Genomic DNA, 24,622 nt, shown 5'->3' with positions numbered 1-24,622 from the left:
TTAGGGCAGGGGGCTTGACCGGGATGTTTTTCCCCGTATGTTATAAAGTAACATGTCCAATCAACACCACGATCATAGCCATCATCACCATGGCAGCCATGGCCCTTCGCCGGCTTTGGCTGGCGCGGGTATGGCGGTCAGCTTCCTGGCGGCCGGCCTGGTGCAGCGCCTGCTCTGGCTGCTGCCGTTGCTGGCGGCCCTCTGGGGCCTGATCGCCTGGGCCTTGCTCAGCGATTGAAGCCTGCCGCCATGAGCGCCGATATTTCCTGCCGCAATGTTACCGTTGCCTATGACCGCCACCCGGCGGTGCATCACCTGAGCGGCTGCTTCACAGCGGGCTCGCTCACCGCCGTGGTCGGGCCGAATGGCGCCGGCAAGAGCACGCTGCTGAAGGCCATGGCCGGCATGCTGCCGCTGGCCGGCGGCAGCATCGAACGCGGTCCACTGCGGCAGCGCGATATCGCCTATCTGCCGCAGCAGGCAAGTCTTGATCGCGCTTTCCCGATTTCGGTGCTGGAACTGGTGCTGCTCGGGCAATGGCAGCATGTTGGTCCCTTCGGCGGCATTGGCCGGCACGGCATTACAGCGGCGCGCGAAGCACTCGCCGCCGTCGGTCTCGAAGGTTTCGAAAAGCGCCCGCTGGCAACGCTGTCTGGCGGCCAGTTGCAACGCGCGCTGTTTGCCCGCGTGCTGGTGCAGGATGCCCGCCTGATCCTGCTGGACGAGCCGTTCAACGCGCTGGATGCCCGCACGGTGAGCGATCTGGTTGAGCTGCTGCATCGCTGGCATGGTGAAGCGCGTACCGTTGTGGCGGTACTGCATGATTTCGATCTGGTGCAGAGCCGTTTCCCGGAAGCGCTGTATCTGGCGCGCGAACCGGTTGCCTGGGGTCGCACGGCGGAAGTGCTGACGGCGGAAAACCAGTTGCGCGCCCGGCGCATGGCGGAATCCTGGTCTGAGCATGCGGCGGTCTGCGCCGCCGATACGGCGGCCTGACCATGCTCGAGTTCTTCATCCAGCCATTCATCGAATTCGCTTTCATGAAGCGGGCATTGGTTGCCTGCTTCGCTCTGGCGCTGGGCTCGGCACCGATCGGCGTGATCTTGATGCTGCGGCGCATGAGCCTGTTCGGCGAGGCAATGAGCCATGCCATCCTGCCCGGTGCCGCCACCGGCTTCCTGATCGCTGGTTTCTCGCTGCCGGCGATTTCCATCGGTGGCGTGATCGCCGGCCTTGTGGTGGTGCTGGCGGCGGGTGCAGCCACGCGCGCCACCGACCAGCGCGAAGACGCTTCGGTCGCGGCTTTCTACCTGATCGCCCTGGCGCTTGGTGTGGCGCTGATCTCGATGCGCGGCTCCAGCGTCGATGTGATGCATATTCTGTTCGGCAGTGTGCTGGCGGTGGATGAAGCCGCCCTGCTGCTGCTCGGCGTGATCAGCAGCATCAGCCTGGCATTGCTGGCGGCGCTCTACCGCCCGCTGCTGCTCGATGGCTTCGATCCCGAATTCCTGCGCAGCCTGCGCGGCACCGGCGGCGGCACGCTGTATCATCTGATTTTCCTTGGCCTGGTGGTGGTGAATCTGGTCGCCGCCTTCCAGGCACTCGGTACGCTGATGGCGGTCGGCCTGATGATGCTGCCGGCGGTGACGGCGCGCTTCTGGGCACGCTCGCTGCCGGGCATGATGGCGGTGGCGGCCTTGATCGCCGCGATTTCCGGCTATGCCGGCCTGCTGCTGTCTTTCCATGCCAACCTGCCGTCCGGCCCGGCCATCGTGCTGGCCTGCGGCAGCCTTTACATCGTGTCGCTGTTCTTCGGCCGCGTGCAGGGCATCCTGCTGCGGCTGCTGCCGGCACGGCATCTGGAGGCCTAGGGTCCGGACCCATTGGGGATAGGCCCGTGACGTTGTGATTTTCTTGCCTGGCTAGGAGAAAGGCCGAAAGCGATGTGGGGCATCGGTGAGGGTTTTCGACAACGCCAGGCAAGAAAAGCACATCGCCCGCAAGGGTTGGTCTGGGAAGGCCGCCGGATGTCGTCGCAAATCTTGCCCGTAGTCCTACTACGCGCTGCGATTTGCTCCTAACCGGTGGCCTTCCCAGACCAATCCCGGGCCTATCCCCAATGAGTCTGGACCCTAACCATGCGCGCCATGCTGTTTGCCCTGATGTTGCTGTTCGCCGCCCCGCCGGTTCACGCCCAGGCCCAGACCCAGGAAAAGCTGAAGGTCATTGCCAGTTTCTCGATCCTGGCCGATATCGTCGAGCAGGTCGGCGGCGAGCGGCTCACCGTCACCACGCTGGTACCGGCTGGTGGCGATGCCCATGTCTTTCAGCCGAGCCCGGCCGATGCCCGCGCCGTTGCCAGTGCCGATATCCTGATTGCCAATGGTCTCAATTTTGAAACCTGGCTCGACCGCCTGGTGGCCGCTTCCGGCTTCAAGGGCCGGCGTATCGTTGCTGCCCAGGGGATCCAGCCGCGCAAGCTGGCTGGCCATGATCATGCCGGCCATAGCCATGGGCCTGCCGATGCCAAGGCGGGCAAGGAACAGGATGATCCGCATGTCTGGCATGACCTGCAGCGTATGCAGGCTTATGTGGCGAATATCGTTGCCGGCCTGGCCGCTGCCGATCCGCAGCATGCCGAGGGCTATCGCCAGCGCGGCGCAGCCTATGCGGCACAGCTAAAGGACCTGGATACCTGGGCATCGGCGCAGTTCGACCTGGTGCCGCGTGCCCATCGCAAGGCGATCACCCAGCATGATGCCTTCGGCTACCTGGCCGACCGCTACCTGATCACCTTCCTTGCGCCGCAAGGCATGAATACGGAGTCGGAAGCCTCCGCCGAGACCGTGGCGCAGCTCATCCGCCAGATTAAGCGCCAGCGGGTACAGGCGCTGTTCTTCGAGAATGTGGTCAATCCGCGCCTGATCGAGCAGATCGCCAAGGAAGCCAAGGTGACGGTGGGTGGCCGGCTCTATTCCGACGCCCTGGGGCCCCGGGGCAGCGAGGCCGATAGCTACCTCAAGCTCTACCGCCTCAATGTCGAGCGTCTGGTCGGCGCCATGCGCCGCGAGAGCTAAGCCGCCGCTTCATTTTAGCTGCATTCCGCTCTAACCTGCCTCAACCTTGAGGCGGGGGAGTGCCTTTGACCGACGATACCGAGCCCGATACCACCCCGGGCCTGCCCCTGAAGCCGTCCTTGAGCATCGGCAAGCTGATCTTTGGCGGCTTCCTGGCGCTGGTCGGCGTGATCATGATTTCCAATGCCATCGGCCTTGTCACCTTGCGCGAGATCGAGCGCAAGGCAGTGGCTTCGGCTGACCGCGCCTCCCTGGCCGCGCTGGCAACCGATGTCGAACGCGCCACCGCCGAATTGCGGCTGGCCGTACTCACCTATGCTTCGGGCCGTCGCAATGAACAGCGCGACGAAATCGGCGCCCGCATTGCCACACTGTCGCACACGCTGACTGAAGCGGTAGAGCGGTTTGGCAAGGTGGAAGGCAATCGTGGGCTTCGCGTTCTTCAAGGCGAACTTGGTGGGTTCACCGAGCTTTTTGATGGCCTGGTGACAATGCAGGAGCAGCGCCAGCAGGCGCGGCAGGAGTGGCTGGCCAAGGTCGGATTCGTACTGAACGGCCTCGATACGCTCGGTGCCGGAGCGCTCGGCCGGGGCGATCTAGGCGCCGCGCGGCGAATCGGCGAGGTGCGTCAGCGCCTGATCCAGGCACAGGCCCTGGCCTTGGAAATCTTTGCCACCGGCACCCGCTCGCCGCTGCTGGAGGCGCATCAGCGCCTTAACCTTTTGCGTCCCGATCTGCTCGAGATCGAGGAGATGCTGCATGATGAGGCAGCGCGCCGCGCCGTGCAGCTGATGCAGGCCGATCATGGCGATGTGGAAAGCCGCTTCGGCGAGTTGGTGGAGCTGGATGACAGACTGCTGCGCCAGATTGCGGCCCTGGCCGAGCATGGCCGGGTGATCGGCGCCGGTGCCGGCGATCTCCGCCGGCAGGCTGCCGCCGAGGAACAGCGTCTGGCGGCCGGCCTGTTGCGCGACCTGCAGACCAGCGCGGTGTTTAACCTGTTCATCGGCGTGCTCTGCCTGCTGCTCGGCCTGGGCTGCGCCTGGCTGGTGGTGCGCCGCACGGTGCGGCCGCTGGCGGATATGACCCAGGCGATGCGCAGCCTTGCTGCCGGCCGCCTTGAAACCGATATTCCGCATCTGGCCGAAGGCAATGAAATCGGCCAGATGGCGCGAGCCACCGATGTGTTCAAGGCGGCTCTGCTCGATGTTTCGGCAGCCCGGCGCAAGAGCGAGGCTGCCCTGACCAATCTGCGCGTCGCCCAGGCCGATCTCGCGGAAAAGTCGGCGGTGATCGATACCGCGCTGGAAGCCATGGGCCAGGGCCTGGTGATTTTCGATGCCCGGCGTGCCGTGGTAGTGGCCAATGCGCAATTCAGCAGCCTCCTGGCTCTGCCGCCAGGGCGGCCGGAAACCGGCGAGAGCGCCGACAGCTTGTTGTCATACAAGGCGGCCAGCCGGTTCCATGATCCCGCCGCCGTGCGCGATTATCTGCGTGATGCCGTGCTCGACCTGGCGGCCGGGAGGGTCCATGAAGGCGAAATCCTGCGGCTGGATGGCACCATCCTGCGCATGCAGGCATATCCGCGTTCCGATGGCGGTTCGGTCTGCATTGTCACCGATATCACCGAATTGCGCCGCAGTATCTCGGCTGCCGAGGAAAGCCGCCTGTTGCTGCAGACAGTGCTGGATGAAGTGCCGGTCGCGCTGCAGGTGAAGGACCGCGAGCATCGCTATACCCTGGTCAACCGCCAATTCACCGAAGTGGTCGGGCGCGCCGCCAGCGAGTTGCTGGGCCATCGTGCCGCCGAAGTCGCGGGTACGCATGCGCCGGTCAATGTTGCCGCTCTGGATGCCCGGGTGCTGGCTACCGGCCGTGCCACCGGCTTCGTTGAAACCACCTTCCCGGATGCCTCTGGCCGCAGCCGCGCCTGGCTGATCAACAAGGTGCCGATGCACAATGCCGAGGGCATCATCGATCAGGTGTTGACGGTGGTGTTCGACATCACCGACCAGAAGCGGGCGCAGCGCGAGATCGAGCAGGCCCGGCGCATGCTGCAGATGGTGCTGGATGAATTGCCAATCGCTGTCAGCCTCAAGGATGACCAGCTTCGCTTTGTCATGGTCAACCGGCAATTCTCCGGCTTTGTCGGCCTGCCGGCGGAAAAGCTGCTTGGGAAGCGCATGGAGGAAGTGGCCGCCGGTGTGCCGCAGGGGCCCGGCATTGCCGACCGTACCAACGAGCAGGACCGCCAGATTCTCACCCATGGCATTGCCACCGGCTTTGTCGATATCGAGCGCCATTGGGAGGCCACCGGGCAGACCCAGCATCTGCTTTACAACAAGCTGCCGATCCGTGGCGAGGATGGCCGCGTGGCGCAGATCCTCACCGTCACCCTGGATGTGACCCGGCAGAAGCAGGCGGAGCGCGCCACCGAGGAAAGCCGCCGCCTGCTGCGTACGGTGCTGGATGGCATTCCGGTGATTATCAGCGTGAAAGACCGGGAATTACGCTACCGCCTGGTCAATCGTCATTTCCAGGAGATCAATGGCGTCAGCGCCGATCAGGCGCTGGGCCGCACCGCGCTGGAGCTGTTCCAGGCAACGCCGAGCCGGGTGGCGCCGCAGATGGACGATGCCGCTGTTCAGCATGGCGAGAGCAACATGTTCGACCAGACTTTCCCGGACGCACAGGGACGGCTGCGTGACTGGCAGACCAACAAGCTGCCGCTGCTGGCGGCGGATGGCAGTGTCGAAGGCGTGCTGTCGTTGTCCTTCGAGGTCACCGAACGCAAGCAGGCGGAACGCCTGATCGAACTGAGCCGCCGGACATTGCAGACGGTGATGGATGCGCTGCCGGTAGCGATCCATCTCAAGGATATCGACCTGCGCTATGTGCTGGTGAACCGCTACTTCGCCGAAGAAGTTGTCGGCCTGCCGCCGGAACGCCTGCTCGGCAAGCTGGCAGGTGAAGTGTTCGGCGAGCGGCGCTCGGATTTCATTCATGATTACGAGGCCCAGGTGCTGCAGAGCGGTCGCGAGACCGGCTTCGTCGAAGTGCGCCACCCGGATGCCCAGGGCCGGCTGCGCGTCTGGCTCTACAACAAGCTGCCGATCAAGGATCGCGACGATGATATTCGCCAGATACTCACCGTGGCACTGGATATTACCGAGCTGACGGCCGCCAAGGAGGCCGCCGAGCAGGCGGCGCGGGCCAAGGCGGAATTCCTTGCCGTGATGAGCCATGAAATCCGCACGCCGATGAATGGCGTTCTGGGCATGACGCGGCTGCTGCTGCGCAGCGGCCTTAATGATGAACAGCGTGAGCGTGTCGAGACCGTGCTGTCCTCCGGCCGCGCCCTGCTGGCCATCCTGGACAACATCCTGGATTTTTCCAAGCTGGAAGCCGGGCGGGTGGAGGTCGAGAAGATCGACTTCTCGCTCGCCGAACTCTGTGGCTCGGTGCTGTCCATGCTGGCGCAACGCGCCGCCGAGAAGCCGGCGCTGGTGCTGCGCAGCGAGATCGATCCGATGCTCGGCGAATGGCATCGCGGCGATCCGACACGGCTGCGCCAGGTGCTGCTGAACCTCGTGGGCAATGCGCTGAAATTCACCGAGGCCGGTTCGGTGGTGCTGGATGTACAGCGCCTGGAAGGCGATGGCGAAGCCGAGCGGGTGCGGATCGCTGTGCGCGACACCGGCATCGGCATCACGCCGGAGCAGCGCGAGAAACTGTTCGCGGCCTTCTCCCAGGCGGATTCCTCGATCACCCGGCGCTATGGCGGCACCGGTCTGGGCTTGAGCATTTCCAAGAAGCTGGTCGAACTGCTCGGTGGCCGCATCGATGTCGATTCCGCACCCGGCGCCGGCTCCACTTTCTGGTTCGAGATCACCATGCCGCTCGGACAGGCACCGCAGCGCGAAAGCGGCGAGCCACCCCTGCGCTTGCCGCCGCGCCGCCTGCTGCTGGTGGAGGATAATCTGGTCAACCAGCGCATCGCCGCCACGATGTTGCGCGAGGATGGTCATGCCGTTGTGGTGGCCAGCGATGGTTTCGAGGCCTTGGCGGTGGTGCGCAGCGAGCCGTTCGATGCGGTGCTGATGGATATGCAGATGCCGGGTATGGATGGCCTGGAAGCCACTCGCCGTATCCGCGCCCTTGGCGGCCGTTTCGCCTCATTGCCGATCGTGGCGATGACGGCGAACACCTTGCCCGAGGATGTAGAAGCCTGCCTCGCCGCTGGTATGAATGCCCATCTCGGCAAACCCTTCGAGCCGGCAACGCTTTACCGCGTGCTTGCCGGTCTGCTGGCTCTGCCGCCGGGCGAGGCGGCAGCGGCAGGCGGGGAGCGGTTCGAGGAGGATCGCATCGCCCGGCTGGAGCGCCGGCTTGGCCGCGAGGAAACGGCGGCGATGCTGGCCGGCTTCCTGGATGATTTCAGCGCCAGGCTGGCGGAAGTGGCGCCGGGAGACCGCGCCGCGCTGGCCGGCTTGGCGCATACCATCAAGGGCAGCGCCGGCACATTGGGGCTCGATGGGGTGGCCGCTGCAGCCGACGAACTGGTTGCACGCTGCCGTGGCGAGGGAGATGCGGCAGGGGCGGCGAGCAGACTCGGCGATGTTATGACCGAAGCGCGGGCGGATATTGCCGCGCGCTATGGTCTCAAGCATTGAAGGCTGTGGAACGAAGGCAGGCGGCAGACATGCGAACCGGCTGCCGTCACGCTTGCAAGGCGCGGGTCCCCGGAGGAGTGGGACGCAACGGCAGCCGGCGCATTAAGCCGGACAGAGATACTTAGAGCGCGTCGTCGTCGGTTTCGCCGGTACGAATGCGCAGGGCCTTTTCCAGGTCGAGGACGAAAATCTTGCCGTCGCCGATCTGGCCGGTCTTGGCGGCGGTCTGAATCGCCTCCACCACGCGGTCGGCCAGGGCCGACTTCACCGCCACTTCGATCTTCACCTTGGGCAGGAAGCTGACGGCGTATTCGGCGCCGCGGTAAATCTCAGTATGGCCCTTCTGCCGTCCGAAGCCCTTGACCTCGGTTACCGTGAGGCCTTCGACACCGAGGGCGGTAAGCGCCTCGCGTACTTCGTCGAGCTTGAATGGCTTGATGACAGCCGTGACCAGTTTCATGTCTCGCACTCCTCAACGTTATCGCCGGCCCGCCCCGGCCGCCTTAAGGGCGGAAATCGGGCTCGGGCGTTTCGCCTCATCACTCCTTCAAGAACCGTGCCGCTTTGAAACCCGGTTGGCAAGTCCGAGTCGTAGCGGGGTTAGAGGCAGATTCAGCGCCTAAGCGGAGGACATCCGCAAGCAGGTGACGAATCACCGCCTAAAAAACGCGCATTTTGTGCAATAAATACCCAGGGTGGTCCACTGGGGCGGGTTCCCGCCCCAGTGGTGCCGATACCCTGTGGTTAGCCGCCGGTCATCAGGCGATTGGCCGCCGAGGTCACCGCCTTGAGCGAGGCGGCGACGATATTGCGGTCACAGCCGACCCCGAACAGGGTGGAGCCATCCGGCCGCTTCAACTCGACGAAGGCGGCGGCCTCGGTGGAGCTGCCTTTGCCGATGGCATGCTCCCGGTAGTCGATCAGGTTCAGCGTCAGGCCGCTATGGCGGCTGAGCGCGTCGATATAGGCGTCGATCGGCCCGGTGCCGCTGCCCTCGAGCGAAACCTTCTCGCCATTCACCTCCACTTCGGCGGTGAGCAGGCGGCGGTCGGAGGCGTGCACATCCGGCAGGGTGCGGTGGCCCTTGAAGCGGTAGGCGGCTTCCGGCTGCTCGAGATATTCACCCTTGAAGCTGTTCCAGATCAGGTCAGGCGAGATTTCCTTGCCGGTGTTCTCTGCGATCTTCTGGATCACCTGGCTGAATTCGATCTGCAGCCGGCGCGGCAGTTCGAAACCGTAATCCTGTTCCATCACATAGGCGATGCCGCCCTTGCCGGACTGGCTGTTGATGCGGATCACCGGCTCGTAGGCGCGGCCGACATCGGCCGGGTCGATCGGCAGGTAGGGCACTTCCCAGACATTGTCGTTGCGCTGGCTCTGTGCCGCCATGCCCTTCTTGATCGCATCCTGGTGCGAGCCGGAGAAGGCGGTGAAGGCCAGTTCGCCCACATAAGGGTGGCGCGGATGCACCGGCAACTGGTTGCAGTATTCCGCCGTGCGGGCCGCGGCCGTGATGTCGGTAAAGTCCAGCGTCGGGTCGACGCCCTGGCTGAACAGGTTCATCGCCAGTGTCACCACATCGACATTACCGGTACGCTCGCCATTGCCGAACAGCGTGCCTTCCACGCGGTCGGCACCGGCCATCACGCCCAGTTCGGCGGCGGCAACACCGGTGCCGCGGTCGTTATGCGGGTGCAGGCTGAGGATGATGCTGTCGCGGTTTTTCACCTTGCGCAGGAAATACTCGATCTGGTCGGCGTAGATGTTTGGCGTGCTCATTTCCACCGTGGCCGGCAGGTTGAGGATCATCCGCCGCTCCGGCGTCGGCTGGATCACGTCCATCACCGCCTCGCAGATTTCCACCGCGTAATCCACTTCCGTGCCAGTGAAGCTTTCCGGCGAATACTGGAACACCCAGTCGGTTTCCGGCGCCTGGGCGGCCAGCTGCTTCACCAGCCTGGCGGCATCGGTAGCGATCTGGGTGATGCCTTCCTTCTCCATGCCGAACACCACGCGGCGCTGCAACGTGGAGGTGGAATTGTAGAAATGCACGATGGCGCGCTTGGCGCCCTTCAGGCTCTCGAAGGTGCGCTCGATCAATTCCGGCCGGCATTGCACCAGCACCTGCACGGTCACGTCATCGGGGATCAGGTTCTGCTCGATCAGTTCGCGGCAGAAGTCGAAATCGGTCTGGCTGGCGGCCGGGAAGCCGATCTCGATTTCCTTGAAGCCCAGCTTCACCAGGGTCTCGAACATGCGGCGCTTGCGCTCCGGGCCCATCGGCTCGATCAGCGCCTGGTTGCCGTCGCGCAGATCGACGCTGCACCAGATCGGCGCCTTGGTGATGACCCGGTTCGGCCAAGTGCGGTCGGGCAGCTTGATCGGCTGGAACGGGCGGTACTTGTGGAACGGCATGGTGTTGGCGGTGCTCATGGCACACTCCTGAAAGTCGGAATTTGTAGCGATAAGGGTGAGGGGCCCGATTACGGCCGCCGAGTGGCCCGGAAAAGACTCAGCGGCCGCCGCTAAGTCGTAGCGCGCCAAGCTGCGCCGCCAGGGCCGGGAGAATGCGGGCCGGGATATGGCTATGCGCCGGGGTAATGCGGGTAGACGAATGGCTGGACATGGTAGGCGACCGGAATTTGGGGAGGATAAGGGGACTTAAACGCGTGCGCTGCTGTTGCCCGACCCTGCTTACAGGATCGGGTTGATAAGGAGCAGCTGCGTAAGTCGCCGGTCGCGCTTCATAATAGGGTTATTCTGCCTGCCGGGCCGGCAGGCGTCAAGCGGCCCCTGGGCTGGGCCGGAGATATGACGTGTCCGTCAGGTCGGGCATTGCCACTTTGCGGTGCAACATGTAAGGTCCGCGCGATCAACACAATAGCGGTGAGGACCGGGAAATTATGGGGAAAGTCTATCCAAACGCTAAGGCGGCGCTGGACGGCCTGCTGCGCGACGACATGATGGTGATGTGCGGCGGCTTCGGCCTGTGCGGCATCCCTGAAAAGCTGCTGGTTGCCCTGCGCGACAGTGGCGTGAAGGGTATCACCGGCGTGTCCAACAATGCCGGCGTCGATGGTTTCGGCCTCGGCCTGCTGCTGGAGACGCGGCAGGTGAAGAAGATGATCTCGTCCTATGTCGGCGAGAACAAGATCTTCGCGCAGCAGTATCTGGCGGGTGAACTGGAACTGGAATTCAATCCCCAGGGTACGCTGGCCGAGCGCATCCGCGCCGGCGGCGCTGGCATCCCGGCCTTCTACACCAAGACCGGCGTCGGCACGCTGATCGCCGAGGGCAAGGAAGAACGCGTCTTCAACGGCGAGCGCTACATCATGGAGACCGGCCTGGTGGCCGACCTCTCGCTGGTGAAGGCGTGGAAGGCTGATACCGAAGGCAACCTCATCTACCGTAAGACCGCGCGCAACTTCAATCCGATGATGGCCACCGCCGGCCGCGTCACCGTGGTGGAAGTGGAGGAGATCGTGGAAGCCGGGCAGTTGCCGCCCGACCAGATCCACACGCCGGGCATCTACGTGCAGCGCCTGATCTGCGGTGCCCCCTATGAGAAGCGGATCGAGAACCGCACCACGCGCAAGCGCCCGGCTTAAGGAGATCTGACCATGGCTTGGACCCGCGATGAAATGGCCGCCCGTGCCGCGAAGGAACTGAAGGACGGTTTCTACGTCAATCTCGGCATCGGCATCCCCACTCTGGTGTCGAACTACATTCCCGACGGCATGCATGTGGTGCTGCAGTCGGAAAACGGCATGCTCGGCATGGGCCCCTTCCCCTATGAGGGCGAGGAAGACCCGGACCTGGTGAATGCCGGCAAGCAGACCATCACCGAACTGCCCTATTCCAGCTACTTCTCCTCCGCCGACAGCTTCGCGATGATCCGTGGCGGTCATATCGACCTGTCGATCCTCGGCGCCATGCAGGTGTCGGAGAATGGCGATCTGGCCAACTGGATGATTCCGGGCAAGATGGTGAAGGGCATGGGCGGTGCCATGGACCTCGTTGCCGGCGTGAAGCGCGTGGTGGTGGTGATGGAGCATGCCGCCAAGGATGGCGAGAAGAAGCTGCTGCATCGCTGCAACCTGCCGCTGACCGGCGCCGGTGTCGTTGATATGGTGGTGACCGATCTGGCGGTGTTCTCCGTCGACCGCAAGGGCGGCGGCATGGTGCTGCTGGAGCGTGCGCCGGGCGTGTCGCTCGAGGAAATCGCTTCCAAGACCGAAGCGACCTACAGCATCGCCGATACCGCCAAGTAAGCGGTTCGCTGCATTGAATAGCCAAGCCCCGGCGGGTAACCGCCGGGGCTTTTTCTTTTAGGAAGAGTGGGGCCGTTGTTCCGGCAGCGCGTGATCCGGCACCAGCATCCAGTCGCCAGCCAGTTTCAGGCCACGTTCGGCGGCTTCCTGTGCCAGCCAGCCGGCAACGGCGGCAGCAACGACCGGCGCTGCGGCTTTGGCGAGAACCGGTGCCGCGACACCGGCTAAGGCTATCTTCGATGTGCTGGCGGCGAGCGTGGCGGCAAGGCCGCTGCCGGCGCCGCTGAAGGCGTCGCGACCGGCGGCCTTGCATGTCGTGCGCCAGTTCTGCTCGCCGCGCGCCTGGCGATGCAGGTTGAGCAGGGCGGCAATGGCGGCCGAACTCATGGCGCCGCCGAGTGAGCCGCCGCGCGCCGAATCCAGCAACGTCGCGGCGCTTTCGCGGCCGTGATGCAGCAGCATGCTGCCAATGGCGACGCCGACATCGCTGCCAAGCCGCAGCACTTTCAGGGTTGTGCCACGCTCGAGCAGCGATTGCACGCGTGCTGCCTGATCGGAAAATCGCCGCGCGGTTGCCTCGGCGGTTTCCTGCCAAATATCTGCGGTGAAACGGAAACGCATCGTCATCGCTGATGCAGATAGGGATGCAGCAAGGCCAATTCAAGCAACGGGTGCACACAATCATTCCTTGCTATGGACACATTCGGACCATGTTCCAGGGCCGCAATGGAACCAGCGCCGGACTGCATGAAACCCGGAGCCTCAACCGAAGTCATATAGCCATCCAAGAATAAGGGAGTTTCCCATGACCGTTGTTCAGACTATCGCAAAGAATATCAACAATCATCCGCGCCCCTCGCGTCGTACCACGCTGGCGCTGGTGGGCCTTATCGCCGCGATGCCACTGGCCGCTTGTGCCTCCGGGCCGCAGGAGTCGGTAAGTGGCACCATTGCCACGCGCCAAAGCATGGTGCTGCCGGCTGACTCGGTGCTGGTGGTGCGCCTGCTCGACGCCACGCGCGGTGACATGGCTGCCTATACGGTGACAGAGCAGCGCATTGCTGCGGCGCCGCTGCCGGCCCATTTCGATCTGCGCTACTATTTTGGCACAATCAATCCGAACGGCACCTACTATGTGCAGGCGCAGGTGGAGCAGGCTGGCCGCTTGTTGCTGATCAACGACCAGAACTATTCGGTGATCACGCGCAACTCACCTTACCGCAATGTGCAGGTCACCCTGGTGCCGGCTGCCGGCACCGTGCTGGTACCGAATGCCGCCGCACCCGTCGCCGCAACGCCGACTGCGGTGATCCAGAACTCGCCGACGGTGACCGTGGCTCCTGCCACCACCACCGTAATCGTTCCGGGCGGCGTCTATGTGACACCCCGCTAAACTACCGGGATTAATATTCCCAAGCTGAAGCTTTAGGCGGCAGTCTAGTGGAGTAAAGCGGGTGGCGGCTCTCTGTTGAGTCGCCGCCCGTATTTTTTCCGGTTATACTTCTCTCGTTTTGTCGCCAGGGAATTTGCCACCAGGGGGAAATCATGCCGCTTTGCCGCCGCCAGATACTTTTGGGGTCCGCTACCCTGCTGCTGCTCGCCGCTCCGGCATTGGCGCATCATGGCTGGGGTTCCTATGATGCCGCCACGGTGCTGACGCTCGATGGTGTGGTGGCGGAAATCGATCCGAACAATCCGCATGGCGAATTACGGCTTAAGACGGCTGACAAGACCTGGACGGTGACACTTTCCCCGCCGGCCCGCATGGCCGCGCGTGGCAAGCCGATAGCGGATATCAAGGTCGGCGACAAGGTGGTGGCGGTGGGGTATCCCAGCCGCTCGCGTACGGACGAGATGCGTGCCGAACGCTTGACCCATAACGGCTTCACGGTCGAACTGCGCTGATGGCCGATCACGGCGCCATCCAGCACCCACTGCTGCTCGCGCTTGAGCATTCCAGCCTTGGCCGCGCCATGCGCGAGGAATTGCTGCTCTATCCGGCGGTGGAAGTACTGCATATCCTCGGCTTCGTGGCTTTGTTTGCCGGCATTGCCATTTTCGACCTGCGCCTGCTCGGCTTCGGGCGATCACTCTCGCCGGTGCAATTGGCCCGGATCAGCATACCGCTGGCCGGCTATGGCCTCGGTCTCGCCATCGCCATGGGATTGCTCTTGTTCAGCACCGAGGCGACTCACCTCGCCGCCAACCCGGCTTTCCAGATCAAGCTGGTGCTGATCGCGCTCGGGCTGCTGAATGTGTTGCTGTTTCATTACGGCCCCTGGGGCAAAATCGCCGCCTGGAGCACTGAGCCGCCGCGCGCCGCCAAGATCGCGGCCGCCGCCTCGCTGCTGTTCTGGACCGGTGTGGTGATTTGCGGCCGGCTTATTGCCTATCTGTAGCGCATCCCGGTGCAATCAGGAGGCTTGCTCATTGGTGTTGCGCAGCAGCATCAGGGCGGCCAGCGAGATCACGCAGAGGCCGCTGGTGAATAGCAGGACGTAGTGGCCGTATTGCTCCAGCAGCAAGGCGAAGACGAAGGGCGCCGCTGCCTGCCCGAAGCGCGAAGGCGCCGCGAGGTATCCCTGGCGGCGGCCATAGCCAATCGGTCCGAAGATCGCCAGCGGCAGGGTGCCCTTGGCAATGCTGATTACACCGTTGCCGGATCCATGCAGGATCGTGAAGACATAGGCTGCGGCCGGTCCGAAGATCAGCAGCATGGCAAATCCGATCGGATGGGTGATTGTCGCCAGCCTTGCCGAGAGTAGCGGGTGATAGCGCTGCAGCACGCTATGTTCCAGTATGCGCGCCGCCACCTGCGCCGGCCCGACCAGCGAGGCTGCGGCAACTGCCACGGTCTTTGTCGCGCCGGCTGCCTCCAGTATCCGGGGAAGGTGGGCGGCCAGGGCCGTGCTGGTGATCCACATGGCCGCGAAAGAGATGCCGAGCAATATCATCGGGCGGCTGAACATGGATGTGTCAGGATTCGATGGCGCCTCACTGCTGGCGGATGGTGCGCTGACGGATGCTTGAGAGTCCGTCTTCGGTATCAACAGGCGATTGATCGGCAGGCCGATCAGCAGATGGGCGGCTGCCCAGACATAGCAGGCAACGCGCCAGCCCCATTCCGCTTCCACGATGGTTGAGATCGGCCAGCAGATGGTGCTGGCGAAGCCGGCAAGCAGCGTGATGCCGGTGATGGCGCTGCGGGCATCCTTGCCGTAGATGGCGGTAAGGGTGGCGAAGCCTGCTTCATACAGGCCCATGGCCATGCCCAGACCGATTGCCAGCCAGCCGATGACGAATACCACCAGATTGGGAGAGGCGCCAAGCAGGATCAGGCCCAGCGCAAAGACCAGGCTGGACGTGGTGAGAACACCGCGCCCGCCGAAGCGGTCAATCCGCTGGCCGACACCCGGGCCGAAGAAAGCCGTGATCAGCATGGCGATGGAAAAAACGCCATACACGAACCCGGTCGAAACCCCGAAAGTGTCGGCCATGGGGGCTGCGAGAATAGCTGGCAGATAGTAGGTCGAACCCCAGGCAAGTGTCTGCGCTGTACCCAACGCGATGACGATCAGGGTGCGGCGCTCTTTTGCAATGGGCATGGATCAGCAGCAGCCTTGCGTGGTGGTCTGTTTCCCCTTGCTGGTGCCGCAGCCGGACACGACTTGAACCGCAGGCGACTCAGATTGGGTTGAGCAGGACGAAGACGAACAGGAGGAGGTTTCGACAGGCAGGTTCGTGCTGCACACGCCAGTTTCGGGTAGTTCAAGCTGGATGTCATCCGCTGCCGCAAGATCTCCCGCGATGGCAGCCGCGATGGAGCGCACCTGCTCATAGCCTGTTGCCAGCAGGAATGTGGGGGCGCGGCCATAGCTCTTGATGCCGGCGATATAGAAGCCGGCATCCGGCTGTGCCAACTCCCGATGGCCATGCGGGCGCACGGTGCCGCAGGAATGCACATTCGGATCGATCATCGGCGCCAGGATACGCGGGCTTTCCGTGGCGGGGTCAAGATCCAGCCGAACCTCACGCAGCATCGTAAGGTCAGGGCGCTGCCCGGTGGCAACGATGATGCGGTCAACCTCTATCACCATTGGATCAAGGTGCTGGCGACGGAGCGTAACCGTCAAGGGTTCGCCGGTCTCAATATGCGCGATGCTGCTTTGCATATGAACCGTGATCTGCCCGCCGGCCACCATGTTCTCCAGGCTGCGCCCGAGTGCGCCGCGCGCCTCAAGCTTATCATTCGCGCCGCCGCCAAACAGGCGGGCAAGGCTTGCACCGCGCACGGCCCAGATGATTTCCGTCTGCGGCGCCCGCTGCCGCAGCGCCACCAGGTCGAGCAGGACATTCGCCGCCGAATGACCGGCGCCGGTGACCAGTATCCGCTGGTTGGCATAACGCGCGTCGGTCAAGACATCTGGCGTGCCATAGGCGATGCGGTCACGGGCGGCGATTTCGCCAGGCACAGGCAAGCCATTGGTACCGATCGGATTGTGCTGGCTCCAAGTGCCGGAGCAGTCAATCACCGCGCGGGCCAGTTCGATCCGTTCGGCGCCATCTGGTTTCCGCACCAGAATAGTAAATGGTGCCAGGTCACGGCCACTCGATTTCATCTTGTCAAAACCCAGGCGGCTTACGGCAATGACGCGGGCATCATACTCCACAACTGATGCAATCTCGGGCGTTTCGGCCAGCGGCTTCAGGTATTGGGTATATAACTCGGCGCCGGTCGGGTGCTGGCTTCGGCGTGGGGCCTGCCATCCGGTTTTCAGCAGCAGGGCGCGGCTGGCGGCATCAATGTTATAGGACCAAGGCGAGAATAGGCGGATATGGCCCCAGTCGCGCACATGGCTACCCACATCCGGGCCAGCTTCGAGAAGCTTGACGCCAATGCCGCGCGCCAGCAGATGCGCTGCGGCAGCAAGGCCGACAGGGCCGGCGCCAATGACGATCACGGGAAGGTCGTTGCCGAGATTGGGGTGGTTGATCGCATTCATGACATGGTCTTTCGTTATTCGCCGAAGGGCGAATGATTGGGGAAATTTTTTAAAGGTCGCCGATCAGGTGTTGCAGACGGCGCAGTTTCTTCACATCCACGCAATAGCAGGGGCGGGCATCGCTGATATCGCCTTTGACTAGCCCGGCTTCCTTGAGGATGGTCAGGTGCTGCGAGGCGGTTGACGCGGCCACGGGGAGCAGGTCGGCGAGCTTGCCGAAATAGCAGGCGCCGATCCGCAGCAGGTTGCGGATGATGAGAATGCGAACCGGATGGCCAAGCGCTTTGGCCAGTTCGGCCAGTTCGTCATCCTCTGGGCGCGGAGCCTCCACCAGTTCCGAGGGGGCCGCACCAGGGGGGCAGCAATCGGCGTTGGGTTTCGGCTTTCTCGTGGTGGAGCGGGTGGTCACGGCGAGTCCATTCGTTATTCGACGAATAACATATAATGGCCACGCCAGGAGTCAAGCGCCGTTCTGCGCTGGCGTCTGGTGGTGGTCATTTGGCGCCCGACATGGCGGCTATTAAAATGCCACCCGGCGGCTTGTTGCCTATCCCTGATCCACCCCTATCTTAGGCCTGCCCGCCTCAGCAACCCATTCCGGACAGATCACAGGATTCCCAGCATGACCGACTTATTCTCGCCCATTCGCCTGGGCCGCTATGATTTGAAGAACCGCATCGCCATGGCGCCGCTGACCCGCAACCGCGCCGCCCCAGGCAATGTGCCGACCGAGCTGATGGCAGAATATTACGGCCAGCGCGCCGATGCCGGCCTGATCATCGCCGAGGCGACGCAGATCGTGCCGGAAGGCCAGGGCTACCAGGATACGCCCGGCATCCACTCACCGGAGCAGATCGCCGGCTGGCGCAAGGTGACGGACGCGGTGCATGCCAAGGGCGGTCGCATCTTCCTGCAGCTCTGGCATGTCGGCCGCGTCAGCCACTCGTCGTTGCAACCGGGTGGCCAGGCGCCGGTGGCGCCCTCGGCTATCCGCGCCAAGACCAAGACCTTTGTGAATGGCGGCTTCGCCGATGTGTCCGAGCCACGCGCGCTCGACGCCAGCGAGATCCCGGCGATCATCGCCGCCTATGGCAAGGCGGCGGAGAATGCAATTGCCGCCGGCTTCGACGGCGTTGAGGCTCATGGCGCCAATGGCTATCTGCTGGATCAATTCCTGCGCGATGGTTCGAACCAGCGCACCGACGAGTATGGCGGCTCGATCCAGAACCGCGCCAAGGTACTGCTCGGTGCCATGAAGGCGATCACCGATGCCGTGGGCGCCGACCGCACCGCCATCCGCATCTCGCCGGTAACGCCGGCCAACGATGCCGCCGACAGCAATCCGCAGCCGCTGTTCAACTATGTGGTCGAGGAACTGAACAAGCTGAAGCCGGTCTATATCCACATCATCGAGGGCGCCACCGGCGGCGACCGCAATTTCGGCGCCGGCTTTGACTACAAGGCGCTGCGCCAGCGTTACAACGGCGTGTGGATCGCCAATAACGGCTATGACCGCGCCATGGCGCAGGCGGTACTGGCACAGAACGAAGCCGACATGATCGCCTTCGGCCGGCCATTCATCGCCAATCCTGATCTGGTGGAACGCCTGCGCCGCGATGCGCCGCTCAATGCGGTGGAGCGCGCCACGCTCTATGGCGGCGGCGCCAAGGGTTATACCGATTACCCGACCATGGCCCAGGCTGCGGAATAAACATCGCGTTTACGCCTGACCCCACGTCAACTTGAGACGGTTTCGGCGGCGGTGCTAGCATCGCCGCCGTGTTTTTGTGTCCACATGGCCGTTCGCCACCAGGCGAGCGTCGTGCATCAATCAAGCGTCATCACGCTCTAGCGTCGCAAGGCGTTCAGATGCTCGGCGATATGGTAGGCCTGCAGCCGGGCATACTCGGCAGGAGCGACATCGCCATAGGCGAAATGCGGCTGCAGCGCTCCCCGGTTCTGCGCCGCTGCCTCGAAGGCATCAATGGCAGCGAATAGCCGCGTGTAGGCGGCGGCCATGTCACCCTCGCGGGGAATTTCCGGCGCGCCCGGGATCGGCGCATCCAGGCCATGCTTCAGCCGGCCGCGCACCAGGAACACACGCGCCGCCAGTGGGCCGATGCTGGCGCGGAACCAGGCGGGCTTGAGCTGCGGGAAGCCATGCAACCCGTATTCCAGGCTCTGGGCGCAGTGATGCAGCGCCTGATGCAGGCTGACCGGCCCAGCCATTGGATTGCTGCTGCCCTGGTTCCGCAATTCTTCCAGCACGCGGCGCGCGGCGGGAAGGTCAGCCAGTGTCAGATCCGCCTGACTCATTTAGGGCAGGGCGCTTCGCGGAAGGAATAGACCTTGTCGTCGGCGGTGCTGATATCCGGTTTGCCGCTGGTGCTGCTGCCACCGGGCGCCCCGATCCATTCCGGCGCGATATGCATCTGGTAGATGAAGCAGGACGGATGGCCGTCGCGCTCGCGGGCGACGAATTCCGCCTTGGCCACCAGCACATTGCCGGGGCGAAACACGCGGGTCTCCCCCTCGCTGACTTCCACGGTCCAGATTTCGGTGCTGTTGTCCTCGAAGCGCACGATCACCTGGCCTGGATTGGCCGGGATGGTGGTGGCGCCGCCCAGCACATGGCCGGTGGCCAGCACGGTGCCCTCGGCCAGGAAGATGGTCGGGGCGGCCTTGAGCGGCGGCGGTGGGGCAGGCGGGTTCTGCGCCGCCAGCGGGGTGGCGGCAAGCCAGAACGCGGCCGCCATGGGAAGCAGGGAGGCTGGGCGGAATCGCATGGCCACGTTTATAGCATGGCCGGCCCCGGGGCTTCATCCATCGGCAGTTCGCTACCCCCGGTTTTGTCGGGAACGCTTGACCGCCGTCACACTGCCGCGGACACTTGCCGTAACAGTGTAACGTGGGAGGAAAGCAGATGGCCCTGGTGCTTATTGACGTGGCGTTGTCGCCCTTCGCCCAGAAGGTGAAAATCGCGCTGCGCGAAAAGAATATTCCATTTGAGATCCGGGGCACTGATCTTACGACCGCCGATCCGGTGCGCGCCGCCAACCCGCGCGGCGAAATCCCGCTGCTGCTGGATGGCGATGCGGCGGTATGGGATTCCAGCATCATCCTCGATTATATCGAGGACAAATGGCCGGAGCCGGCTTTGCTGCCGAAGGACCCGCTGGGCCGCGCCCGGGCCCGACAGATTGAGGAACTCTGCGACGGCCCGTTCGAGGCGGTGATCTTCTGCACCAGCGAGGTGACGGTGTTCCGCCGGGCCCAGGGCGAGTTGCAGGCGGCAATCCTGGCCGAGGCAAAGAACAGCCTGCAGCAACTTTTCGCCTATCTCGAGCAGCAACTCGGGGATAAACCGTATTTTGGCGGTGAGGCCTGGGGCCGCGCCGATTGCGCGGTGTTTCCGCATGTGATGAATGCGCGCGGCCAGCGCACGCCGCCGCCAGAAGGCAGCAAGCTCGCCGCGTGGCTGACCCGCGCGCTGGAGCGGCCGAGTGTGCAGCAGACCATGGCTGAGGCAAAGGCCGGCATAGCGGAATTCAAGGCAATGGCTGAAGCCTATGCCGGGTCGCAGGCCAAGCGGCAGTATCGCGATTACCGGCTCGACTGGATGCTGCGGGCAGGAGGTGTGAGCATTGTCCAGGAAGGCTTGGCCAAGGGCAATATCCGTTTTGGCGGCCTGATTGGTTAGCTTGAACCGGCCTCATCGCGGGCGGCCTTGAGCGCCGCCTGGGCGCGTTCGCGATGGGCCTCGGTTATATGGCCTTCCACGGCCTTGGCGGCCAGCAGCAGCACGGCAAGGTCGTCGGTGTAACCGAGCAGGACGAAGAAGTCCGGCACGGCATCCAGCGGCAGGATGAAATAGCCGATGGCGCCGGCCAGGATGGCTTTCACCCGGGCCGGGGTCTGGCTGTCGGTGGCGCAGTAATAGGCTGCCAGGAGCTGGTCGGCCCAGGGCAGGTGGCTCAGGGCAGCCTTGAATTTGGCCCAGAAACGGGCGGGTTCGATATCGGCCATGCCCCGGATATGGGGGCTGGCCCGGCTATCGCCAAGGCTTGGGCGTTTCGGTTATAAGGCCGGCAGCTTTTTGTAATGCTAGTGAACTATCAGGAGGGAAGAACATGGATCTCAAGGGAGTGGGCGCCATCGTCACCGGCGGCGCATCGGGTCTGGGTGCCGCCACGGCGCGTGAACTGGCCAAGGCCGGTGCCAAGGTTGCGATCTTCGACATGAATCTCGAACTCGCCCAGCAGACCGCCAAGGAGATCGGCGGCGTTGCCATCAAGTGCGACGTGGCCGATGGCCCGGGCGGCGAGGCCGCCGTGAAGGAAGCGGCGGAGAAGGTCGGCCCGCTGCGCGTGCTGGTCAATTGCGCTGGCGTCGGCACGCCGATGAAGGCGGTGGGCAAGGACGGCCCGGTGGCGCTTGAGAAGTTCATCCGCGTGGTGCAGATCAACCTGGTCGGCACGTTCAACATGATCCGCCTGGTGGCGCATCACATGCAGCAGCAGGCCGAGATGGATGGCAAGGAGCGCGGCTGCATCATCAACACCGCTTCCGTCGCTGCATTCGATGGCCAGATCGGCCAGCCGGCCTATGGCGCTTCCAAGGCCGGCGTGCATGGCATGACCCTGCCGCTGGCGCGTGAATTCGCCTCCTTTGGCATCCGCGTCTGCACCATCGCGCCGGGTCTGTTCGGCACCCCGATGATGTTCGCCCTGCCGCCGGAAGCGCAGGAAAGCCTGGGCAAGTCGGTGCCGTATCCGTCGCGCCTCGGCCGTCCGGAGGAATATGCCGCGCTGGCCCGCCATATCTGCGAAAACCAGATGCTGAACGGCGAGACCATCCGCCTCGACGGCGCCATCCGCATGGCGCCGAAGTAACAAAATACGCTTGAAAACCGGGGGCGCGGGCCTTGCCCGCCCGCGCTTTTCCCGCTACGCCTAGGCCCGGCTTTTTCCCTAGCAAAAATCCGGAGGTTTTCCCCATGGCGCGCAAGAAGATCGCCCTTATCGGCGGCGGCAATATCGGCGGTACGCTGGCCCTGCTGGCTGGCATGAAGGAACTGGGCGACATCACCATTTTCGACGTGGTCGAAGGCCTGCCGCAGGGCAAGGCGCTCGACATGGCGCAGGCTGGTGCGGTCGAGGGTTTCGATGCCAAGCTGAAAGGCACCCAGGACTACGCCGATATCGCGGGTTCGGATGTCATCATCGTCACCGCCGGCGTGGCGCGTAAGCCCGGCATGAGCCGCGACGACCTGCTCGGCATCAACATCAAGGTCATGCAGGCGGTCGGCGCCGGCATCAAGGCGCATGCGCCGGGTGCCTTCGTCATCTGCATCACCAACCCGCTCGACGCCATGGTGTGGGTGCTGCGTGAAGTGTGCGGCCTGCCGCACAACAAGGTGATCGGCATGGCCGGCGTGCTCGACAGCGCCCGCTTCCGCCACTTCCTGGCCGAGGAATTCAATGTCTCGGTCAATGACGTCAACGCCTTCGTGCTGGGCGGCCACGGCGACACCATGGTGCCGCTGATCCGCTACTCCACCGTTGCCGGCATCCCGGTGCCCGACCTGATCAAGATGGGCTGGTCGACCCAGGAGAAGATCGACAAGATCGTGCAGCGCACCCGCGATGGCGGTGCCGAGATCGTTGCCCTGCTCAAGACGGGCTCGGCCTTCTATGCCCCGGCTTCGTCCGCCATCGAGATGGCCGAGAGCTTCCTCAAGGACAAGCGCCGCGTGCTACCCTGCGCTGCCTGGCTGGATGGTGGTAAGTATGGCCAGTCCGGCATGTATGTCGGCGTGCCGGTGGTGATTGGTGCCAATGGCGTCGAGAAGATTGTCGAGATCGAGCTGAACGCCGAAGAGAAGAAGATGTTCGAGCATTCCGCCAACGCCGTAAAGGGCTTGGTGGATGCCTGCAAGGCGATCGATCCGTCGCTCGGCAAGTAAGTTTATCCGGCTATGACTATCGCGGCGCGCCCGGCATCGTTGGGCGCGCCGTTTGTTTTGGCGTTGCTGCTGGCGGCGCTGTATCTGGCGCTGCCGCTGCTGGCCGTGCCGAAAATCGCCATCGTTGTGGTCAAGGGTGCCGTCTGCCCGCTGCTGGCGTTCAGCATCTGGCGCTGGCGCGGCGGCGATGCGATAGCCAAGCTGCTCTGTATCGCCTTGATGTTTTCCGCCGCCGGCGACGTGTTCCTGGCGCTCGACCGGGTGCGCCTGTTCGTGCCGGCGCTGGCCAGTTTCCTGCTGGCGCATCTCGCCTATCTGGCGCTGTTCCTGAAACACCGTGCGCGGCCGTCGCTGCGGCAATGGCTGCTGATCGTGTTGCTGCTGGCCTATGCCGCCATCATGCTGTCAGTGCTGACGCCCGGCCTCGGCAAGCTGCTGCTGCCGGTTTATGGCTATGTTGCCGCCATCATCACCATGGGCGTGGCGGCTTTGCTCTTGCCCGGCAAACCACTGGTTGGATTGGGCGCGGTCAGCTTCATCCTGTCAGACTCGCTTATTGCGCTGGACAAATTCGTGGAACCCATCGCCTGGGCCGGCCCGGCAATCTGGATCATCTATGTGGCGGCGCAAGTGTTGATCCTGTTTGGCTGGCGCAATGCGGCTGCCTCGGGATAAACTGGGCGTAATCATTCTCCAGGGAACCCAACATGCGCCTGCTGATCGCGATCTTCCTGCCCTTCCTGCTGTTCTTCACCATCGGCCGCCCGTTCTCCGGCATCATCTGCCTGATCCTGCAACTCACCCTGATCGGCTGGATTCCGGCCGCCCTCTGGGCGGTCTATACGCTGAGCCAGTACAATACCGACAAGAAGATCCGCGAAAGCCAGGGCGTCTAAGGCCGCTATCGTGAGCATTCTCCGGTGAGCGATCTGCCCGGTTTTCCCGGCGCGCCAAGCAACGGCCCCGAAGACAGCGGCACGACGCGACGTCCACAGCGCTGGCGGGTGCGCGGCGTGCCATCTTCGCGGCCGCTGCAATTTCTCATCGCCTTGCTGATCGCACCGCCGCTGGGTCTGGTCGCCGCCCATGCGCCGTTGCTGCTGCTGGTCGTCCTCGGCCCGCTCGGCTGGTCGCTGATGGCGGCCGGCTTCGCCCTGGCGCTCGGCGCCGCGGCCGTGATGTACGGCGCCATGCTGCTCGGCGGCCTGCCGCTGCTGCTGCTGATCTCCTGGGCAAAATTGCGTGGCCTGGCGCCCTATGGCGTGGCCGGCCTCAGCGTCGGACTGGCCACCGGGCTGCTGCTCGCTGACTGGGTGGGCCAGGATCCCGCTGGCATCGGCGCCGTGCTGCTGGGCCTCGGCCTCGGGCTCTATGGCGCCTGGCTCGGCCTCTGCATGGGGGTGTTCGCGGGCCTGATCCTGCTGGCGGCGGAAGCGCAGCAGCGTGCCCAGGCCGCCGGCCCGGTGATCATCGATGCCGAGCGCGACAAGGAGTGAACGTCTAGCGATTAGTTTAGTCCCTCACGGAACTCACGCAACCTATTGTTATGCAGGTCAAAGTAGATATACTTTGTCTATATTCGTGATTCCTGGGGGAGCTCGTGCGTAAATATATACTTCTGATCGCTGCCGTA

General features: G+C 63.9%; 26 protein-coding genes. 17 read left to right on the top strand and 9 right to left on the bottom strand.

Annotated elements, in window-relative coordinates; translation table 11 throughout:
• The first annotated feature begins 52 nt into the window (after positions 1-52).
• The 5 genes from V6B08_RS14670 to V6B08_RS14650 all read left to right on the top strand — a co-directional run bounded on the left by V6B08_RS14670 (position 53) and on the right by V6B08_RS14650 (position 7,750).
• Complete coding sequence (locus V6B08_RS14670) at positions 53-238, top strand: hypothetical protein (RefSeq protein WP_341982174.1); 186 nt, start codon at positions 53-55, stop codon at positions 236-238.
• 11 nt (positions 239-249) lie between these two features.
• On the top strand, positions 250-996 hold the full coding sequence (locus tag V6B08_RS14665) for a metal ABC transporter ATP-binding protein (RefSeq protein ID WP_341982172.1): 747 nt from the start codon (positions 250-252) through the stop codon (positions 994-996).
• 2 nt (positions 997-998) lie between these two features.
• Positions 999-1,871 (top strand): metal ABC transporter permease, encoded by an 873-nt coding sequence (locus V6B08_RS14660; protein ID WP_341982169.1) that lies wholly within the window; start codon positions 999-1,001, stop codon positions 1,869-1,871.
• A gap of 267 nt (positions 1,872-2,138) precedes the next feature.
• On the top strand, positions 2,139-3,077 hold the full coding sequence (locus V6B08_RS14655) for a metal ABC transporter substrate-binding protein (RefSeq protein ID WP_341982168.1): 939 nt from the start codon (positions 2,139-2,141) through the stop codon (positions 3,075-3,077).
• Positions 3,078-3,142: 65 nt separating this feature from the next.
• Entirely contained in the window at positions 3,143-7,750 is a 4,608-nt protein-coding gene (locus tag V6B08_RS14650) for a PAS domain-containing protein (RefSeq protein ID WP_341982166.1), read from the top strand.
• A gap of 121 nt (positions 7,751-7,871) precedes the next feature.
• Here V6B08_RS14650 and V6B08_RS14645 read toward each other — a convergent pair whose 3' ends face one another.
• Both V6B08_RS14645 and leuA read right to left on the bottom strand, forming a co-directional pair.
• Positions 7,872-8,210 (bottom strand): P-II family nitrogen regulator, encoded by a 339-nt coding sequence (locus V6B08_RS14645; protein ID WP_341982164.1) that lies wholly within the window; start codon positions 8,208-8,210, stop codon positions 7,872-7,874.
• 284 nt (positions 8,211-8,494) lie between these two features.
• Positions 8,495-10,183 (bottom strand): 2-isopropylmalate synthase, encoded by a 1,689-nt coding sequence (gene leuA / locus V6B08_RS14640; protein ID WP_341982163.1) that lies wholly within the window; start codon positions 10,181-10,183, stop codon positions 8,495-8,497.
• A gap of 470 nt (positions 10,184-10,653) precedes the next feature.
• On the opposite strand from leuA, the gene V6B08_RS14635 reads away from it, so the two are divergent.
• A complete protein-coding gene (locus tag V6B08_RS14635) occupies positions 10,654-11,358 on the top strand; it encodes a CoA transferase subunit A (RefSeq protein WP_341982162.1) in 705 nt (234 codons plus the stop codon).
• 12 nt (positions 11,359-11,370) lie between these two features.
• Complete coding sequence (locus tag V6B08_RS14630; RefSeq protein WP_341982160.1) at positions 11,371-12,021, top strand: CoA transferase subunit B; 651 nt, start codon at positions 11,371-11,373, stop codon at positions 12,019-12,021.
• A 57-nt stretch (positions 12,022-12,078) separates the two neighbouring features.
• Here V6B08_RS14630 and V6B08_RS14625 read toward each other — a convergent pair whose 3' ends face one another.
• Positions 12,079-12,648, bottom strand: a complete 570-nt coding sequence (locus V6B08_RS14625) for a hypothetical protein (protein ID WP_341982159.1) — start codon at positions 12,646-12,648, stop codon at positions 12,079-12,081.
• Between the two features lie 178 nt (positions 12,649-12,826).
• Between V6B08_RS14625 and V6B08_RS14620 the strand changes: the two genes are divergently transcribed.
• The 3 genes from V6B08_RS14620 (at position 12,827) to V6B08_RS14610 (ending at position 14,420) form a co-directional block, all read left to right on the top strand.
• On the top strand, positions 12,827-13,414 hold the full coding sequence (locus tag V6B08_RS14620; protein ID WP_341982158.1) for a YbaY family lipoprotein: 588 nt from the start codon (positions 12,827-12,829) through the stop codon (positions 13,412-13,414).
• A gap of 152 nt (positions 13,415-13,566) precedes the next feature.
• Positions 13,567-13,926, top strand: coding sequence for a DUF6152 family protein (locus V6B08_RS14615; protein ID WP_341982157.1), 360 nt, complete (start codon positions 13,567-13,569; stop codon positions 13,924-13,926).
• Positions 13,926-14,420, top strand: coding sequence for a hypothetical protein (locus V6B08_RS14610; RefSeq protein WP_341982155.1), 495 nt, complete (start codon positions 13,926-13,928; stop codon positions 14,418-14,420). The genes V6B08_RS14615 and V6B08_RS14610 overlap by 1 nt, the downstream gene beginning before the upstream one ends.
• A gap of 15 nt (positions 14,421-14,435) precedes the next feature.
• Here V6B08_RS14610 and V6B08_RS14605 read toward each other — a convergent pair whose 3' ends face one another.
• Genes V6B08_RS14605 through V6B08_RS14590 form a run of 3 tightly spaced genes read right to left on the bottom strand, consistent with a single transcriptional unit; the run spans position 14,436 to position 17,433 of the window.
• Positions 14,436-15,626, bottom strand: a complete 1,191-nt coding sequence (locus V6B08_RS14605) for an MFS transporter (RefSeq protein WP_341982153.1) — start codon at positions 15,624-15,626, stop codon at positions 14,436-14,438.
• 3 nt (positions 15,627-15,629) lie between these two features.
• Positions 15,630-17,024: an FAD-dependent oxidoreductase gene (locus V6B08_RS14600; protein WP_440588816.1), complete on the bottom strand. Its 1,395-nt coding sequence runs from the start codon at positions 17,022-17,024 to the stop codon at positions 15,630-15,632.
• A 49-nt stretch (positions 17,025-17,073) separates the two neighbouring features.
• Positions 17,074-17,433 carry an ArsR/SmtB family transcription factor gene (locus V6B08_RS14590; RefSeq protein WP_341982147.1) on the bottom strand — a complete coding sequence of 120 codons (360 nt, stop codon included), beginning with the start codon at positions 17,431-17,433 and terminating at the stop codon, positions 17,074-17,076.
• Positions 17,434-17,646: 213 nt separating this feature from the next.
• Here V6B08_RS14590 and V6B08_RS14585 point away from each other — a divergent pair, with 213 nt between their 5' ends.
• A complete protein-coding gene (locus V6B08_RS14585) occupies positions 17,647-18,735 on the top strand; it encodes an alkene reductase (protein WP_341982145.1) in 1,089 nt (362 codons plus the stop codon).
• Between the two features lie 137 nt (positions 18,736-18,872).
• Here V6B08_RS14585 and V6B08_RS14580 read toward each other — a convergent pair whose 3' ends face one another.
• Positions 18,873-19,340 carry a DUF1569 domain-containing protein gene (locus tag V6B08_RS14580; protein WP_341982143.1) on the bottom strand — a complete coding sequence of 156 codons (468 nt, stop codon included), beginning with the start codon at positions 19,338-19,340 and terminating at the stop codon, positions 18,873-18,875.
• Positions 19,337-19,780 (bottom strand): hypothetical protein, encoded by a 444-nt coding sequence (locus V6B08_RS14575; protein ID WP_341982141.1) that lies wholly within the window; start codon positions 19,778-19,780, stop codon positions 19,337-19,339. The genes V6B08_RS14580 and V6B08_RS14575 overlap by 4 nt, the downstream gene beginning before the upstream one ends.
• Positions 19,781-19,947: 167 nt before the next feature.
• Between V6B08_RS14575 and V6B08_RS14570 the strand changes: the two genes are divergently transcribed.
• Positions 19,948-20,724: a glutathione S-transferase family protein gene (locus V6B08_RS14570; protein ID WP_341982139.1), complete on the top strand. Its 777-nt coding sequence runs from the start codon at positions 19,948-19,950 to the stop codon at positions 20,722-20,724.
• Here V6B08_RS14570 and V6B08_RS14565 read toward each other — a convergent pair.
• Positions 20,721-21,050 (bottom strand): YkvA family protein, encoded by a 330-nt coding sequence (locus V6B08_RS14565; RefSeq protein ID WP_341982136.1) that lies wholly within the window; start codon positions 21,048-21,050, stop codon positions 20,721-20,723. The genes V6B08_RS14570 and V6B08_RS14565 overlap by 4 nt on opposite strands.
• Before the next feature lie 104 nt (positions 21,051-21,154).
• Between V6B08_RS14565 and V6B08_RS14560 the strand changes: the two genes are divergently transcribed.
• From V6B08_RS14560 to V6B08_RS14540, 5 genes are all read left to right on the top strand, one after another.
• Positions 21,155-21,916, top strand: a complete 762-nt coding sequence (locus V6B08_RS14560) for an SDR family NAD(P)-dependent oxidoreductase (protein WP_341982134.1) — start codon at positions 21,155-21,157, stop codon at positions 21,914-21,916.
• 104 nt (positions 21,917-22,020) lie between these two features.
• Positions 22,021-22,989 (top strand): malate dehydrogenase, encoded by a 969-nt coding sequence (mdh, locus tag V6B08_RS14555; protein ID WP_341982132.1) that lies wholly within the window; start codon positions 22,021-22,023, stop codon positions 22,987-22,989.
• Positions 22,990-23,001: 12 nt separating this feature from the next.
• On the top strand, positions 23,002-23,664 hold the full coding sequence (locus V6B08_RS14550; RefSeq protein WP_341982130.1) for a lysoplasmalogenase: 663 nt from the start codon (positions 23,002-23,004) through the stop codon (positions 23,662-23,664).
• 32 nt (positions 23,665-23,696) lie between these two features.
• Complete coding sequence (locus V6B08_RS14545) at positions 23,697-23,885, top strand: YqaE/Pmp3 family membrane protein (RefSeq protein WP_341982126.1); 189 nt, start codon at positions 23,697-23,699, stop codon at positions 23,883-23,885.
• A 24-nt stretch (positions 23,886-23,909) separates the two neighbouring features.
• The gene (locus V6B08_RS14540) at positions 23,910-24,485 is read left to right on the top strand and encodes a hypothetical protein (protein WP_341982124.1); all 576 of its coding nucleotides are present in this window, start codon (positions 23,910-23,912) and stop codon (positions 24,483-24,485) included.
• The last annotated feature ends 137 nt before the right edge of the window (positions 24,486-24,622 follow it).

The organism is Ferrovibrio sp. MS7 (assembly GCF_038404985.1).
In the GTDB taxonomy this organism is placed as follows: domain Bacteria; phylum Pseudomonadota; class Alphaproteobacteria; order Ferrovibrionales; family Ferrovibrionaceae; genus Ferrovibrio; species Ferrovibrio plantarum.
This window is presented reverse-complemented; position numbering and strand designations above follow the sequence as displayed.